This window comes from Kitasatospora sp. NPDC101155 (genome assembly GCF_044768305.1).
Classification (GTDB): domain Bacteria; phylum Actinomycetota; class Actinomycetes; order Streptomycetales; family Streptomycetaceae; genus Kitasatospora.
This window is the reverse complement of record NZ_JBIWPN010000002.1, coordinates 419,388-434,810: the sequence shown is the minus strand read 5'-3', so window position 1 is coordinate 434,810 and position 15,423 is coordinate 419,388. Positions and strand designations below refer to the sequence as shown.

The 15,423-nt window shown below is 72.7% G+C and carries 19 protein-coding genes; 15 read left to right on the top strand and 4 right to left on the bottom strand.

What is annotated here, in order from left to right:
• Nucleotides 1-127: 127 nt before the first annotated feature.
• Entirely contained in the window at nt 128-931 is an 804-nt protein-coding gene (locus ACIRYZ_RS04485; RefSeq protein WP_402939376.1) for a nucleotidyltransferase domain-containing protein, read from the top strand.
• 127 nt (nt 932-1,058) lie between these two features.
• Nucleotides 1,059-2,273, top strand: a complete 1,215-nt coding sequence (locus ACIRYZ_RS04480; RefSeq protein WP_402939373.1) for a glycosyltransferase — start codon at nt 1,059-1,061, stop codon at nt 2,271-2,273.
• 125 nt (nt 2,274-2,398) lie between these two features.
• Here the strand turns inward: ACIRYZ_RS04480 and ACIRYZ_RS04475 are convergent, their stop codons facing one another.
• The 3 genes from ACIRYZ_RS04475 to ACIRYZ_RS04465 are packed head-to-tail and all read right to left on the bottom strand — an operon-like array spanning nt 2,399 to nt 4,254.
• The gene (locus tag ACIRYZ_RS04475; RefSeq protein ID WP_402939370.1) at nt 2,399-2,767 is read right to left on the bottom strand and encodes a hypothetical protein; all 369 of its coding nucleotides are present in this window, start codon (nt 2,765-2,767) and stop codon (nt 2,399-2,401) included.
• A 60-nt stretch (nt 2,768-2,827) separates the two neighbouring features.
• Nucleotides 2,828-3,724: a hypothetical protein gene (locus ACIRYZ_RS04470; protein WP_402939368.1), complete on the bottom strand. Its 897-nt coding sequence runs from the start codon at nt 3,722-3,724 to the stop codon at nt 2,828-2,830.
• Complete coding sequence (locus ACIRYZ_RS04465) at nt 3,721-4,254, bottom strand: SigE family RNA polymerase sigma factor (protein WP_387614467.1); 534 nt, start codon at nt 4,252-4,254, stop codon at nt 3,721-3,723. The genes ACIRYZ_RS04470 and ACIRYZ_RS04465 overlap by 4 nt, the downstream gene beginning before the upstream one ends.
• Before the next feature lie 113 nt (nt 4,255-4,367).
• Between ACIRYZ_RS04465 and ACIRYZ_RS04460 the strand changes: the two genes are divergently transcribed.
• The 13 genes from ACIRYZ_RS04460 (at nt 4,368) to ACIRYZ_RS04400 (ending at nt 14,942) form a co-directional block, all read left to right on the top strand.
• The gene (locus tag ACIRYZ_RS04460; protein WP_402939364.1) at nt 4,368-5,126 is read left to right on the top strand and encodes an alpha/beta fold hydrolase; all 759 of its coding nucleotides are present in this window, start codon (nt 4,368-4,370) and stop codon (nt 5,124-5,126) included.
• 301 nt (nt 5,127-5,427) lie between these two features.
• Nucleotides 5,428-6,117 carry an ArsR/SmtB family transcription factor gene (locus ACIRYZ_RS04455; protein ID WP_402939361.1) on the top strand — a complete coding sequence of 230 codons (690 nt, stop codon included), beginning with the start codon at nt 5,428-5,430 and terminating at the stop codon, nt 6,115-6,117.
• Nucleotides 6,114-6,851 carry an SRPBCC domain-containing protein gene (locus ACIRYZ_RS04450; RefSeq protein ID WP_402939358.1) on the top strand — a complete coding sequence of 246 codons (738 nt, stop codon included), beginning with the start codon at nt 6,114-6,116 and terminating at the stop codon, nt 6,849-6,851. Before ACIRYZ_RS04455 ends, ACIRYZ_RS04450 begins: the two co-directional genes overlap by 4 nt.
• Before the next feature lie 79 nt (nt 6,852-6,930).
• Complete coding sequence (locus ACIRYZ_RS04445) at nt 6,931-7,119, top strand: zinc ribbon domain-containing protein (RefSeq protein ID WP_402939355.1); 189 nt, start codon at nt 6,931-6,933, stop codon at nt 7,117-7,119.
• A 61-nt stretch (nt 7,120-7,180) separates the two neighbouring features.
• Nucleotides 7,181-7,933: an alpha/beta hydrolase gene (locus ACIRYZ_RS04440; RefSeq protein WP_402939352.1), complete on the top strand. Its 753-nt coding sequence runs from the start codon at nt 7,181-7,183 to the stop codon at nt 7,931-7,933.
• Nucleotides 7,934-8,446: 513 nt separating this feature from the next.
• Entirely contained in the window at nt 8,447-9,040 is a 594-nt protein-coding gene (locus ACIRYZ_RS04435; RefSeq protein WP_402939350.1) for an urea transporter, read from the top strand.
• 82 nt (nt 9,041-9,122) lie between these two features.
• Nucleotides 9,123-9,428 carry an urease subunit gamma gene (locus ACIRYZ_RS04430; protein ID WP_316524538.1) on the top strand — a complete coding sequence of 102 codons (306 nt, stop codon included), beginning with the start codon at nt 9,123-9,125 and terminating at the stop codon, nt 9,426-9,428.
• Between the two features lie 3 nt (nt 9,429-9,431).
• A complete protein-coding gene (locus tag ACIRYZ_RS04425) occupies nt 9,432-10,301 on the top strand; it encodes a cobalamin biosynthesis protein CbiX (RefSeq protein WP_402939347.1) in 870 nt (289 codons plus the stop codon).
• A gap of 23 nt (nt 10,302-10,324) precedes the next feature.
• Nucleotides 10,325-10,837, top strand: a complete 513-nt coding sequence (locus ACIRYZ_RS04420; RefSeq protein ID WP_402939344.1) for an urease subunit beta — start codon at nt 10,325-10,327, stop codon at nt 10,835-10,837.
• The gene (ureC, locus tag ACIRYZ_RS04415; RefSeq protein ID WP_402939342.1) at nt 10,837-12,561 is read left to right on the top strand and encodes an urease subunit alpha; all 1,725 of its coding nucleotides are present in this window, start codon (nt 10,837-10,839) and stop codon (nt 12,559-12,561) included. The genes ACIRYZ_RS04420 and ureC overlap by 1 nt, the downstream gene beginning before the upstream one ends.
• Entirely contained in the window at nt 12,558-13,316 is a 759-nt protein-coding gene (locus ACIRYZ_RS04410) for an urease accessory protein UreF (protein ID WP_402939339.1), read from the top strand. The genes ureC and ACIRYZ_RS04410 overlap by 4 nt, the downstream gene beginning before the upstream one ends.
• A gap of 40 nt (nt 13,317-13,356) precedes the next feature.
• A complete protein-coding gene (ureG, locus tag ACIRYZ_RS04405; protein WP_393035894.1) occupies nt 13,357-13,977 on the top strand; it encodes an urease accessory protein UreG in 621 nt (206 codons plus the stop codon).
• A 5-nt stretch (nt 13,978-13,982) separates the two neighbouring features.
• Nucleotides 13,983-14,942, top strand: a complete 960-nt coding sequence (locus tag ACIRYZ_RS04400) for an urease accessory protein UreD (RefSeq protein ID WP_402939544.1) — start codon at nt 13,983-13,985, stop codon at nt 14,940-14,942.
• Here ACIRYZ_RS04400 and ACIRYZ_RS04395 read toward each other — a convergent pair.
• A complete protein-coding gene (locus ACIRYZ_RS04395; RefSeq protein ID WP_387614433.1) occupies nt 14,939-15,406 on the bottom strand; it encodes a MarR family winged helix-turn-helix transcriptional regulator in 468 nt (155 codons plus the stop codon). The two genes, ACIRYZ_RS04400 and ACIRYZ_RS04395, sit on opposite strands and share 4 nt — an antisense overlap.
• Nucleotides 15,407-15,423: the final 17 nt, after the last annotated feature.

Genomic DNA, 15,423 nt, shown 5'->3' with positions numbered 1-15,423 from the left:
CTGCTCGGGCGGGTCGCCGGACGGTGGCCGGGAAGCGCCGGGCCGTGCGGCGTCGGGGCGCCGCCGATCGGGTTGCTGTGGCGAAATCCGTTGGCCCGGGGCCGTTTCGGCGGCCAGACTTCCCGCTATGCATGCGTTGATCGAGCAGATGGCGGGCCGACTGGCCGAAGTCCCGGGCGTGGTGGGGGTGATGCTCGGTGGGAGCCGGGCACGTGGTGCGCACCGGCCGGATTCGGACTGGGACCTCGGGGTCTACTACCGCGGTGAGCTGGACCTCGCCGCGCTGCGGGAGTTGGCCGGGCCGGAGGTGGAGGTGGCCGGGCCCGGCGGCTGGGGGCCGTGGGTGAACGGCGGGGCGTGGCTGCAGGTCGACGGAGTCGCCGTCGACTGGATCCTGCGGGACCTCGACCGGGTCGAGCGGGTGTGGGCGGACTGCCGGGAGGGCCGGTACGAGGTGGGCGTACAGGCCGGGCACCCGCTCGGCTTCTGGTCGCCGTGTTACGCCGGCGAGGTCGCGCTCGGGCGCGTACTCGCCGACCCCGCGGGAGAGTTGGCAGCGCTGCAGGCACAGACCGCGACCTACCCCGAGCCGCTGCGCGCAGCGCTGACGGCGGGCGTCTGGGAGGCGGAGTTCCTGGTCGGCGGCGCGGCCAAGGGAGCGGCGCGCGGCGACACCCTGTACGTCGCGCTCTGCCTGTCCCGGGCGGTCGGGGTGCTGGTGCAGGCGCTGTACGCGCGCAACCGGCACTGGTGCCTCAACGAGAAGGGCGCGCTCGCTTTCGCCGCACAACTGAGTGGCGTGCCAGTGGAGTTCGGGCCGCGAGTGCGAGGCCTGCTGGGTGCGGTGGGGGAGGGCCCCGAGGAGCTGACGCAGACCGTGGAGCGGGCGCGGAAGCTGGTCGAGGAGGCCGTGGCGGCGCTGCGAAGCTGATGGGGATCGATCACCCACTCCCCGCCACTCTCAACTTATAGCGCGCGGGGGGCCTTGCCGCAAGGCCCCGGTCCTACCGCAGAATCTCCAACTCCAGGGCAGCCTGGGGGAACGGGAGATGCGCGAGATGCGAGTTGTGTTGTCCACGTACGGGTCGCGCGGTGACGTCCAGCCGCTGGCGGGCCTCGCGGTGAAGCTGCGGGAGCTCGGTGCCGAGGTGCGGGTGTGCGCGCCGCCGGACGAGGAGTTCGCGCAGCGACTGGCCGCCGTCGGGGTGGAGATGGTGGCCGTCGGGTGGTCGGTGCGGGCGCTGGCGAGCGGGGCGTCCTCGCCGGCGGTGGACTTCCCGACGCGGGTGGCGATGCTGGTCGGGCAGTTCCACGAGGCGGTCGCCGCGGTGGCCGAGCCGGGCGGCGCGGTGGTGGCGACCGGGCTGTTCCCGGCCGTGGCCGGCGCGCAGGCGGCGGCCGAGCGGGTGGGCGCCCGCTTCACGTACGTCGCGCTGCAGCCGACCATGCTGCCGTCCCCGCACCACCGGCCGTTCGAGTTCCCCAGCCAGCCGTACCCGTCGGAGCTGACCGACCATCGGGAGCTGTGGGAGTTCAACATCGGCACCATGAACGCCCTGTTCCGGGAGCAGGTCAACACCCACCGGGCGTCGGTCGGCCTCGCGGAGGTGGAGAACGTGCGCGACCACGTGTTCACCGACCGCCCGTGGCTGGCCACCGACCCGCTGCTCGGCCCCTGGCGGCAGCCGGCCGAGCGCGAGGTCGTGCAGACCGGCGCCTGGCTGCTGCCGGACGACCGTCCGCTGCCCGCCGACCTGTCGGCCTTCCTGGCGGCGGGTGAGCCCCCGGTGTACGTGGGCTTCGGCAGCATGCCGCTGCACGGCGCTCCGGACGCCGGGCCGGTGGCGATCGAGGCGGTCCGGGCGCTGGGCCGGCGGATCGTGCTCGCCCAGGGCTGGGCGAACCTGGCGCCGGTAGACGGCGGGGACGACTGCTTCGCGGTCGGCGAGGTCAACCAGCAGGCCCTGTTCGCCCGGGTCGCCGCGGTCGTCCACCACGGCGGGGCGGGGACCACGACCGCTGCGGCCGTGGCGGGGGCGCCGCAGGTCGTGGTGCCGCAGATCGTCGACCAGCCGTACTGGGCCGACCGCGTCGCCGCCCTGGGCATCGGCGCGGCCCACGACGGCCCGGCGCCGACGGTCGACTCGCTCTCGGCCGCGCTTGAGCAGGCCCTGACGCCCGAAGCCGGCGCCCGGGCGGCGGCGTTCGCGGGCGAGATCCGCACGGACGGGACGGCGGTGGCGGCGCAGCTGCTCCTCGACGCGTCGGGCTGAGACCGGGCGGGGTGTCCGCCGGCGCAGATCGACGCTCGTATCGATACCGATACCGAAACCGGCGCACAGATCGACCACCACTGGTTCGAGAAGCGGATCGCCTGAGCGGGAGCGGGAAGTCGGCCCTACCGACTTCCCGCTCCCGCCCTGCCCGCCGCGTGCCGCAGCGCGAGGTGGGCCAGCCAGGCCAGGCCGAAGGCAAAGGGAACGGCGGTGTCCTCGGCCGGGCCGGGAACGGCGGCGCAGACCACCGTGACGGCCAGCGGAACCCAGGCCCGGAGCACCACCTGCCGCACAACTGCCGTATCCGGAAGGATCCTTGACAGTGCCGGAACGGCAAGGCCGGCCACTGCCAGCGGGATCGTCGGCCCCGCATGCTTCACCGCCTCGAACACCGTCCAGGCGAGCAGGAACAACCCGAGCCCGCCCCACCCGCACCGGGCGACCCACAGCGCCCGGGCCCCGGTCCCCGCCGAACTCCCCTGAACCGTCACCCCTCCACCGAACCACGGACCCCGGCGCTCCCGCGTCAGACCGGAGACGGAGCAGCCGTGCTACTCCCGGAGGAACTGGCTGCCGGAGTCCGGGAGTTTGTTGCCGTTGCGGTCGAAGTACTCCCAGAGCTTCGCCTTCCTGCCCTCGGGCCGAGCCACCACCATCTGGCGCAGCGGGGAGTCGGCTACGGTGACGAACGGCGGCTCGATGACCGTGCCGTCCGTCCAGGTCACCTTCACCCGGGCGATGTCGGGGCCGAGGGACAGCACGACCACGTCGAGCGGGGCCACGGTGTCGTCCTTGCCCCGGTGGCCGACCAGGCCGCCGGCGATGTGGGCCCCGTAGCGGGGGTCGAGCTTGCCCGGCGAGGGGGTGGTGCCCTCGGCGTCGTGGCTCAGGCGCACCCCGTCCACCGTGAAATAGGTGTTGACCACATCGGAGTTGGGGTCGTAGTACCGGTCGACGAACTCCTTCGTCGGCTTGGCGACCGCCGAGTCGTACGGGCCGCGCTCCTGCCACACCGCGAGCGCCTGCTCGTACGCCCGCTCCCTCGGCGCCACCGGCCACAGCGCCTGCCACAGCTTCCACTCCTTGCCGTCCGGCGTGGTGCCCTGACCGAGCACCACCCGGACAGGGGTGAACGGGTCCCGCGCCGCCGGGGTGGTCGCCCCGGCCGACGGCGGGCCGCCGGTGCCGGAGCCGAGCCCGGCGCCGGCCGGGACGAGCGGGTGGGAGGCCGCCGGCTCCGGACGCAGCTCGGCGAGCGCCCCGCCCGACAGCACTACCGCTGCGGCCAGCGCCAGCGCGCCGACCACCGTCCGGCGACGCCGCCGGATCCGGCGCCCGCCCGCCAGGATGTCCGCCACCGGCGCCGGTCCCACCTTCGCGCCCGCTGCCGCCTCGGCCAGGCCGAGGCCGACCCACAGGTCAGCGTCCTTCTCCGCGTCCGCGCTCATACCGCCCCTCCGATCTGTGTCCTGTCCTTGAGCTCAACCAGCGCCGAGACCTGCCGCAGCCGCGCGATGCCCTTCGCCGCATGGCTGCGCACCGCGCCCACCGAGCAGCCCATCGCCGTGGCCGTCTGGCTGTCGCTCAGGTCCTCCCAGTGCCGCAGCACCACCGCCTCGCGCTGACGCGGCGGCAGGGTGGCGAGCGCGGCCAGCAGTGGCCCGCGCTGGTCCGAGCGGGCGAAGCCGTCCTCCACCCCCGCCGTGTCCGGCACCGCGTCCACCAGCAGCTCCGGCGGGCGCCGGCGCCAACGCCGGGCGTGCTGGTTCACCAGGATCCGCCGCACATACGCGTACGGATCGTCCGCCCGCCGCACCTTCGGCCAGGCCGCGCAGGCCTTCTCCGCCGCGGACTGCACCAGGTCCTCCGCCGCGTACTGCTCTCCGGCCAGCAGGAACGCCGTCCGCACCAGTCGGGGCCAGACCCCGACGATGAACGCCCGGAACTCCTCGTCCCGCGCACTCCTCGGATCTCCCATGAGCACCTCCTCACCCACCCAGAGCCCGGGCAGGGACGAAAGCGCTTACTGCGCGCCGTCGCCGGTCCCCAATTCCCTCGCGCCCGGCCACCGCGCTCGTTACGATCCGCCGAATGATCATCTCTCATGACGTATCCGGAACCGGACCCGCCGTTGTCCTCCTGCACTCCTCGGTGTGCGACCGACGGATGTGGGACCCGCAGTGGCAGGCCCTGCTCGACGCCGGCCACCGGGTGGTCCGCTGCGACTTCCGCGGCTTCGGCGACACGCCCCTCGCCGACGCCCCCTACGGCGTCGCAGCCGACGTCCTGGCCCTGCTCGACCACCTCGACATCGAGACCACCGCCCTCATCGGCGCCTCCTACGGCGGCCGCATCGGCCTGACGGTCGCGGCCCTCCGCCCGACGGCGGTGACCGCGCTCGCCCTCCTCGGCGCGGCCAAGCCCGGACACGAGCCGACCGACACCCTCCTCGCCTTCGATGCCCAGGAGGAGGAACTGCTCACGGCGGGCGACATCGAGGGCGCCGTCGAACTCAACGTCCGGACCTGGCTGGGCCCGGAGGCCGACGAGGCGACCCGCGAGCTGGTCCGCCGGATGCAGCGGCACAACTTCGAGGTGCAGCTGACGGCACAGGTCGGCCCGCGGAAGGAGGAGGTCGACCTCACCCGCATCACCGCTCCCACCCTGGCCCTCTCCGGCGCCCACGACCTCCCCGACTTCCGCCAGATCGCCGCCTCCCTGCCGACCCTGCTGCCGAACGCCCGCCACCGCGAACTGCCCTGGGCCGGCCACCTCCCCAACCTTGAGCGCCCGGCCGAGGTGACGGCGCTGCTCACCGACTTCCTGCGGGAGTCGCTGGCAGGCCGGTAGGGATGGGCCGGAGCAGGAAGTCGACTGGGCCGACTTCCTGCTCCGGGTGCTTCGGCTGACGCGTCGGGGCGGAGCGCAGGGGCCTGCCGCTCGTGGCTACGTGAGGTCGGAGACTCGCGGCTACGTGAGGTCGGAGAGGAGCGCGTCGAGCGGCCCGGCGGGCCGCGTTCAGTGTGCCGGGCCGTTGGCCGGGAGGCGGCGGAGGGAGGTGGAGGGCGGTGGAGGCGCGGCCGAGGTGACGGCGGCGACCGACAAGAATTCTGTCCTTGACAAATTTTCTTGTCGGCGCGACTCTGGAACCATGCTGGACGTCGCCGTGATCGAAGAACCCGCCGCGGCCGAGGCCTCCCTGGATCCGATACGGGCCCGAATCCTCGCCGCCCTCGCCGAACCCGGTTCGGCCGCCATGCTGGCCTCCCGCCTGGGGCTGCCCCGGCAGAAGGTCAACTACCACCTGAAGGAGCTGGAGCGGCACAAGCTCGTCGAACTCGCCGAGGAACGGCGCAAGGGCAACGTCACCGAACGGGTGTACCGCGCCACCGCCGCCTCGTACGTGATCTCGCCGAGCGTCCTGGCCGCCGTGAGCCCGGACCCCTCGCGCTCGCCGGACCAGCTCTCCGCCCGCTGGCTGCTGGCGCTGGGGTCGCGGCTGGTGCAGGAGGTCGGGGCGCTGCTGACCGGGGCCTCCCGGGCCAGGAAGCGGGTCGCCACCTTCGGGATCGACGCGCAGGTGCGGTTCGCCTCGGCGGCCGACCGGGCGGCCTTCGCGGAGGAGCTGTCTCAGGCGGTGGCGACGCTGGTCAGTCGCTACCACGACGAGTCCGCCCCCGGGGGCCGTAGCCACCGGGTGGTCGTCGGGCTCCACCAGATCCCCGCGGCGCCACCCGCGGCGCCCGACGCCGCGTCCCCCGACGCCGCGTCCCCCGACGCCGTGTCGGCCGACCCGGCCGAGGACGCCGGGACCGAACCGGAACAGGAGTACCCCCGATGACCCACCCGTTCGAGATCGAGCTGAAGACGACCCTGCCGGCGAGTCCGGAGGAGGTCTGGGAGGCGATCGCCACCGGACCGGGACTCGACTCCTGGTTCATGGGCCGCAACGAGCTCGACCCGCGTGAGGGCGGGGCCGCCGTCATGGACATCGGGGGCCACCGCGAGCAGGCGGTGATCACCGCCTACGAACCCGGCAAGCGCCTGGCCACCCGTACGGCCACCGGCGAGGACGGCCGGTTCATGGCCTTCGAGTACCTGGTGGAGGGGCGGGACGGCGGCAGCACCGTGCTGCGCGTCGTCCACAGCGGACTGCTCGGCGACGACTGGCAGGACGAGTACGACGCGCTGCGCCGCGGCTGGCCGTTCCACCTCAACACGCTCCGCGAGTACCTCGCCCACTTCCAAGGGCGCACCGCCGTACCGGTGTTCGCCGCCGCGCCGTCCGGCGGGCGGACGGAGCCAGAGGTGCGGGCGGCGCTCGCCGGTGCCCTCGCGCTGCCGCTCCCGGTCGCCGTGGGCGCGCCGGTCCACGCCGCGCCGGCCGGCCTGCCGCCGCTGGACGGCGAGGTGGTCTGGGCGGACGACGAGCGTTTCGAGGTCCGCTCCGCCGACGCGATCCACACCTTCCACCACGGCGGCGGCATGGTCCTGATGTTCCATCACCTGTTCGGTCCGGCGCCGGAGGGCATCGACGTTTCCTGGCAGCAGTGGCTGGCCGGGCTCCTCGGCTGAAGCGAGGCTGGACCGGGCCGTCCTCGCTCAGGGCTGGGGCCTTCTGCGCCAGCGCGCCGAGCAGACGGCCCTTAAATGTGTGCAGGACCTACCGACCCCGTGGACTGGCCTGAGCTGTAGCGCCTGCGGATGGATCGAGAACAAGTCGCGCAAGAGCCAAGCCGACTTCGCATGCGTATCCTGCGGGTTCACCTGCAACGCGGACCCGAAGGCGAGGCCCGAAGCAGCCTTCCCCGTCCTGGCCCCCGATGCGCCGACCGCGTGGTGACTATTGGCCAGGGCGGTGAAATGGCAGGACTCGAACGTCTGTCGGGCACCATCATGAGGGGATGCACCTCACCTCTCACACCTCCTCGAACGGCCTCACGCAGCACCGCTTCACCCTCGACGGCGTGCCCGGCGTGCTCTGGCAGCCGGACGGATCCGCCCTCGGCGCCAGGCCGCTGGTGCTGCTGGGACACGGCGGCGGGAAGCACAAGCTGGGGCCGGGCGTGGTGGAACGGGCCCACAGATGCGTGACGCGGTACGGGTGGGCGGCGGTGTCGCTGGACGCGCCCGGGCACGGCGAGCGGGAGCGCACCGCGCAGGACGAGCGATTCGCCACGGAGATCGGGGAGTTGCTGGCGGCCGGGCGGCCGATCAGCGCGTGGGTGGCGCGGCACACGGCGGCGCTCGCGGAGCGGGCCGTGCCCGAGTGGCGGGCGGTGCTGGACGCGCTGGACAAGGCCGGCGGCGGTCTCGGCCCGGTCGGCTACTGGGGGTTGTCGCTGGGCAGCGTGATCGGTATCCCGCTGGTCGCGGCCGAACCCCGCATCACCGTGGCGGTGTTCGGGCTGACCGGGCACGCGTCCCAGCTGGAGGCGGCGCGGCGGGTCGGGGTGCCGGTGCGGTTCGTGCTGCAGTGGGACGACGAACTCGTGCCGCGCGAGAGCGCGTTGGCGGTGTACGGCGCGCTGGGATCGGCGGAGCGGACGCTGCACGCCAATCCCGGGGGCCATCTGGCGGTGCCCGACTTCGAGCTGGACTCCTCGGAGCGGTTCCTGTTCCGGAAACTCGGCACGCAGGCGCGTGCGGTCGACTGACGGATTCCGGCGCGAGTGCATCCCGTATCGAATACGTTTCCGCCACATCGGCATCCCGTTTCACAGGGTTCCCACAGCTTGGTGTGTCCGTATTGCCGGGGTGGGGGGAATTTGTCGCTGATTGGTTGACGTGGGCACATTCCGGGGTCCGTTACCGGCAAGTAAAACTTCGCAAAGAATTGCCCCCTTCAGCCACCCGTCGGGGGTGAATCTTCAACAGAATGTTGCAGCTCAGCGGCCTGCCGGTCACTCACGGTTGATTTGGCGTAACGCCATGCGCCTATCCCGATCGGCAATCCGCAGGAGTACGGTTCCCAACGAATCGCCGAACGGGCTCCCGAGCAATCTCCCGAGCCCCCTCGGCCGTACCGGGAATTGGTGCGCTGTATGGCTCAACAAAAGGGTGGGGAAGGCGTCTTCGGTGAAACCTCCGAAGGTGCCGCCGGGGTTGCCCGTCCGATATCCGTCAAGCTAGTCGTCGAAGTCCTGCGCGGTGTCGCCCAGGTTGATTTCATGCCGTCCGCCGTGTGCGGACTCTTCTTTGTCACCGCGCCGTTCTGCCTGGTCGCGACCGCCGTCACGGTCGCGGCGCCCGGCTTCCGGCACCTGTGGCCCGAGGGCGCCGGCCCGGCCGCGCTGCCCGTACCGGCCACCGGGGGCACCGGGCTGAGCTGGGAACAGCTCTGGCACGGGTTCTTCGCCAACATCGGCCAGATCTTCTTCATGCCCCAGTGGTACGTCGGACTGCTGTTCCTGGCCGGCCTGTTCGTCGCCGGCCGGCCGGCCGGGCTGATGGCCTGTGCCGGCAGCGCCACCGGGCTGCTCACCGCCTGGGCGTTCGGCGCGCCGGCCGAGGCCGTCGGGCAGGGGCTGCTCGGCTACAGCGGCGTGCTGGTGGCGCTCGCACTGTGCGGGGTGTTCGTCGCGCCCGACGGCTGGAGCGCGGCCTACGCCGTACTCGGCGCGGCCGCCGCGACCGTGCTGACCCCGGCGCTCGGCGCGATCTCCGCGCCCTTCGGCGGCCACGCCTTCACCTGGCCGTTCGTCCTGACCACCATGCTTTTCCTGGCAGCGGTACCGGCGATTCCCCGGCTGCGTCGGGGCTGAGCGCGGTCGGCGCCGAACCCGGTTCTCGGTCGTCCAACTCCCTTGCATTTCATCGGATTCTCGGAAAGGACGAGTGATTCCCGTGAATCTCTCCCCGCGTGAGATGGACAAGCTCTACATCTACGTCGTGGCCGATCTGGCCCGTAAACGCCGCGACCGCGGCGTCAAGCTCAACTACAGCGAGGCCTGCGCGCTGATCAGCGAGGCGATCATGGAGGGCGCCCGGGACGGCCGCACCGTCGCCGAGTGCATGGAGATCGGCAAGCAGGTCGTCAGCGGCGCGGACGTCATGCCCGGCGTGCGCGAGATGCTGCCGCTGCTCCAGGTCGAGGCGGCGTTCCTGGACGGCACCAAGCTGGTCTCCTGTCACGACCCGGTGGGTGCCTGAGCCATGACCGCACGACAGGCCGCCGGGATCGGGCCTGCCACCGTCGTGCTGGCCGGCGGCCACGAGAGCGACGGCGGCCGCGACCTGGCCGCCCTGGTGGAGCGCCGATCCACGGGGAAGGGGCCCACCGTGCACGCCGTCGCCGCCGCAGGCCGACCACTCGCCGAGGCCGTACGGTCGGCGCTGGCGGCCACCGACGGACCGGTGTGCGTCGTGCCGATGACGCTCGGACGCGACCCCAGGCTGGTCGCCGACACCGCCCGCGCCCTGCGCTGGCTGGCGGCCGACCAGGGCCGGGGAAGCCTCGCGCTCACCGCCCCCTTCGGCGCCGCCGAGCACCTGATCGGCTGGCTGCGCGCCGCGGCCGGAGCCGTCGGCGAAGGCGCCGTCCTGGTCACCGCCCCGGCGGCCGGCCCCTTCGAGGACGCCGAACTGTTCCGGATCGCCCGCCTGGTCCGCCAGTACGGGCGCCACCGCTGGGTCGAGGTGGCCCTCGCGGGCGGCGACCCGGACCCCGCCGAGGGCGCCGAGCGCTGCCGCCTGCTCGGGGCGGCCGAGGTGACGGCCGTCCCGGCCTCCTTCGGTCCGGCGCTGCGCACCGCCCTGCCCGGCGTACGGGACGGCGGGCCGCTGCTGCGGCCGTCCGCGATCGCCGGGGTCGTCGCGGCCCGGACGGCGGCGGCGCTGCACCTGCTCGGCCACGGCGGGGACGGCATCGCGGCAGGCCTCGACGCCGAGCACGGGCACGGCTACGCCCACAGCCACGGGCCGGGGGAGGCGCACTCCCACGGCCACGGGCACACGCACCAACACTCCCACACGCACCAGCACCCCCACGCCCCCGCACACACCCCCGCACACGCCCCCCACTGAACCGGCAGAGAGGAAGGGCAGCCATGTCCGGTGGCGCCACATACCTGTACGGCGACGACCCGGTGGAGATCAACGCCGGCCGCGCGAAGGCCGTCATCACGGTCAGCAACACGGGCGACCGGGCGATCCAGGTCGGTTCCCACTACCACTTCTTCGAGGCCAACCGCGCCCTCGACTTCGACCGCAACGCGGCCTTCGGCAAGCACCTCGACATCCCGGCGGGCACCGCCGTCCGCTTCGAGCCCGGCGACACCAAGGACGTCACGCTCGCCGAGTTCGGCGGCCACCGCCGTCTGGTCGGCTTCAGCAACCTCGTGGACGGCGGCACCACCGCGCCCGCCACCCGCGCCCGCGCCATCGACCGGGCGATCGCCCTCGGCTTCAAGGGCACCAACCTCGACCTCAAGGATGACCACCCCCGCGCGGACTTCCACACCGAGAGCCGCGAGAACCACGAGAACCGCGAGAACCGCGAGAGCACCGAGAACCACGAGAGCACCGAGAACCGCGCGAACCGCAAGGAAGGCGACCGCTGATGGCCATCCTGTCCCGCAAGCAGTACACCGACCTCTTCGGCCCCACCGTCGGAGACCGCTTCCACCTCGCCGACACCAACCTGGTGGTCGAGATCGAGCAGGACCACAACCAGGGCCACTACGGCGACGAGGCCGTCTACGGCGGCGGCAAGGGCATCCGCGACGGCATGGCCCAGGACCCGGCCGCCACCTCCGTGCAGGGCGCGCTCGACCTGGTCATCACCAACGTGATCGTCATGGACCCGGTGCTCGGCGTCGTCAAGGGCGACATCGGCGTCAAGGACGGCTTCATCACCGCCGTCGGCAAGGCCGGCAACCCGCACACCCAGAGCGGGGTGCACCCCCGGCTGGTGATCGGCCCCGGCACCGAGGTGATCTCCGGCGAGCACCTGATCGCCACCGCCGGCGGCATCGACACCCACATCCACTTCATCGCCCCGCAGCAGGTCCAGGAGGCGCTGAGCAACGGCATCACCACCCTGATCGGCGGCGGCACCGGCCCGTCCGACGGCACCAACGGCACCACCTGCACCCCCGGCCCGTGGAACATCGGGCGGATGTACCAGGCGGTCGAGGACCTCCCGGTCAACGTCGGTCTGCTCGGCAAGGGCAACGGCTCGCTGCCGGGCGCGCTGCGCGAGCAGGTCGAGGCGGGCGTGTGCGGCCTGAAGGTGCACGAGGACTGGGGCAGCACCCCGGCCGCGATCGACAGCGCGCTGGGCGTCGCCGACGAGTACGACGTGCAGGTGGCCATCCACACCGACACCCTGAACGAGTCCGGCTACTTCGAGGACACCCTCTCCGCGATCGACGGCCGCACCATCCACACCTTCCACACCGAGGGCGCGGGCGGCGGCCACGCCCCCGACATCATGCGGATCGCCGGCGAGCCCAACGTGCTGCCGTCCTCCACCAACCCGACGCTGCCCTACACCGTCAACTCGGTGGACGAGCTGCTGGACATGGTGATGGTCTGCCACCACCTCAGCCACGACATCCCCGAGGACGTCTCCTTCGCCGACTCCCGGGTGCGCGCCGAGACCATCGCCGCCGAGACGGTGCTGCACGACGAGGGCGTGATCTCGATCTTCTCCTCCGACTCGCAGGCCATGGGCCGGATCGGGGAGTCCTTCACCCGCGCCTTCCAGACCGCCCACCACTGCAAGGAGCAGCGCGGCAAGCTGGCCGGCGACACCGAGCGCAACGACAACTTCCGTGTCCTGCGCTACCTCGCCAAGCTCACCATCAACCCGGCCGTCGCCTCCGGCACCGCCGACCACATCGGCTCGCTGGAGCCCGGCAAGCTGGCCGACATCGTGCTCTGGCCGATCAACTCCTTCGCCGCCAAGCCCAAGATGGTCATCAAGGGCGGCGTGATCAACTGGGCCCTGATGGGCGACCCGAACGCCTCGCTGCCCACCCCGCAGCCGGTCTACTACCGCCCGATGTTCGGCGCGTACGGGCGGGCCAAGCAGGCCACCCGGGTCTCGTTCATGTCCCAGGCCGCCGTGGACCTCGGGGTCCCGGCCCAACTCGGGCTGGACAGCCGGGTGTTGCCGGTGCGGAGGTGTCGCTCGGTGGGCAAGCAGCACATGGTGCGCAACGACGCGCTGCCGAAGATCGCGGTCGACCCGGAGACGTACAAGGTCACCCTGGACGGCGAACCGGCCACCATCGAGCCCGCCCGTGAGCTGCCGCTCAACCACCTGTTCTACCTCGCATGAGCATCACCTCGGGCTCGCGCTCGGACCCGGAGTCGGTCTCGGAGTCGGTCCCGGTCCCGTTCTCGGGCAACGGCCTGGACGCCCTGCTGGTCAGCCTCCAGCTGACCGACTCCGCCTTCCCCAGCGGCTTCTACACCCTCTCGCACGGGCTGGAGGGCTACGCCCAGGCCAAGGCCGTCACCCCGGACACCATGCCCGAGCTGCTCGCCGACCTGCTGCGGCACAGCGTCGGACCGTCCGACGCCACGGCGCTGGCGCTGGCCCACCGGGCCGCCTCGGCCGGGGACTGGCCGCTGGTGGCCGAGACCGACCAGCGGTTGCACGCCACCAAGCTCAACCGCGAGCTGCGGCTGGCCGCCACCCGTACCGGACGCCAACTCCTGGACATCGCCCGGGAGTCGGTGGGCGGCGAGCCGCTGGAGCGGTACGCCGAACTGGTGGCCGCCAAGCGGGCCCCCGGCTGCCAGGCGGTGGCGGCCGGGGTCGCCTACGCCTCGGCCGCCGTCCCCGTCGAACAGGCCGTCGCCAGCGACCTGTTCGCGTTCTGCACCAGCTTCGTCGGCGCCGCGCTGCGGCTGCGGCTGACCGACCACCGCAAGGCGCAGGTGGTGCTGCGGGCCGTGGCGCCGGTGATCCGGGAGGTGGTGGCGGCCGCCCTGGTGCGGGAGTCGGCCGACCTGGGCGGCTGCGTGCCGGTCGCGGACGCGATGTCCGGGCGGCACGAGCGGGCCGAGGCCCGGCTGTTCGCGAGCTGAACCCCCTTCGTACACAAGCAAGCAGAGGAGACCAGACAGCATGACCGAGAACGTGCTCCGGGTGGGCGTCGGCGGCCCGGTCGGCTCCGGCAAGACGGCGCTGATCGAGGCGCTCGTCCCGGTGCTGATCGCGCGCGGCCACCGCCCGGCGGTCATCACCAACGACATCTACACCCAGGAGGACGCCCAGCACGTGCGCCGCACCCTCGCCGGGGTGCTCGACCCGGAGCGGGTGGTCGGCGTGGAGACCGGCGCCTGCCCGCACACCGCCGTACGGGACGACCCGACGATGAACCTGGCGGCCGGGGCCGAGATGCTGGAGCGCTTCCCGGACGTCGACACCCTGTTGTACGAGTCCGGCGGCGACAACCTGACCCTGACCTTCAGCCCGGTGCTGGTCGACCTCTTCCTGTTCGTCCTGGACACCGCCGAGGGCGAGAAGATGCCCCGCAAGCGCGGCCCGGGCATCACCGAGTCGGAGCTGCTGGTCATCAACAAGATCGACATCGCCCAGTACGTCCGCGCCGACCTCGGCATCATGGAGTCCGACGCCCGGCGGGTCCGGGAGGGCGGGCCGGTGGTGCTCACCAACTGCCTGACGGGGGAGGGCCTGGAGGAGATCGCGAGCTTCCTGGAGACCTTCCGGAAGGTCCCGGCGTGACCGTCCTGGCGGAGGGGTCGGCGCCCCCGCAGGGGCCGGTGCCCCGGCTCGACCCCCGCCACTACGAGCCGGCCCGCGTCCCGTACGAGGTCCGCCGGCACGCCGGGACGCCCGACACCCTCGCGGTCGGGCGCCCCGGCAAGGTCGGGCTGCTGGAGCTGGCCTTCGAGCGGATCGGCGGACGCACCGAACTCACCGGCCACTACCAGAAGTCGCCGCTGCAGATCATGCGCCCGCTCTACTTCGACCTGGCCCGCCCGGACCTCGCCGTCACCTTCCTGATGTCCACCGGCGGCGGCATCCTGCAGGCCGACCGGCTGCGCACGGACATCCGCTGCGGCGCCGACACGGCGGTGCACCTGACCACCCAGGCGGCCACCAAGGTCTACCGGATGGAGCACGACTACGCGACCCAGCTCGTCAACCTCTCGGCCGGGCCGGGCTCCTACGTCGAGTACCTGCCCGAGCCGGTGATCCCCTTCGTCGACTCGCGGTTCTACCAGCGCACGGTGCTGACCGTGGACGCCGGTGCGACCGTCGTCGCCGGGGAGAGCCTGCTCGCCGGCCGGCTCGCCCGGGGCGAGCGGAACGCCTACCAGGTGTTCGCCTCGGACCTCGAAGTGCGGCGGCCGGACGGGGAGTTGGTGGCCCTGGATACGGTGCGGCTGGAGCCCGCGGGCGGCGGCGTCGCCGGTCCGGCCGTGCTCGGCGGGCACGATGTGATGTCCAGCCTGTACGTGCTCAGCCCGCTCGCCCCGGCGGCGCGGATCGCGGACGTGCTGCACGAGGCGCTGGCCGACCGCGGCCTGCTGTACGGGGTCAGCGTGCTGCCGCAGGACGGTGGCGCCTGGCTGCGGCTGCTCGGCTCGGACTCCCGGGCCTGCGCAGCCGCGCTGCGGACGGCGTGGGACGCGGCGCGGCGGCTGCTGATCGGGGTTCCGGCGCCGGAACTGCGGAAGACCTAGAGGTCCTTGTCGGCGAGGCGGGCGATCTGCCGGTGGCTGAGGTCCACCGTGCGGTTCATGTGCTTGAGTAGGAAGGCGAGTTCGTCCTCGCTGTCCTCGGCGAAGATCGCCACCCAGTCGGTGCTGAGGGCGCGCCACACCTCCCCGAAGCGCTCCAGCGCCTCGGGGAGGACGGCCACCAGTACCCGGCGGCGGTCCGCCTCGTCCCGCTGCCGGGCCACCAGGCCCGCCTTCTCCAGCCGGTCGACCAGCCGGGTCGCCGAGCCGCTGGTGAGGCCGGTCAGCTCGGCGATCCGTCCGGTGGTGACCGGTCCGTCCTCCAGGGTGAGCAGGTTCAGGCACTGGACGTCGGTCGGGTGCATGCCGAGGTGGTCGGCGACGGCCTGGTTGAACAGCACGTAGGAGGCCAGGTAGCGGCGCGAGACCGGCCACAGCTGCGCCATCAGTTCGTCGCGGGTGGTCATGGGGGGAAGGGTAGCCG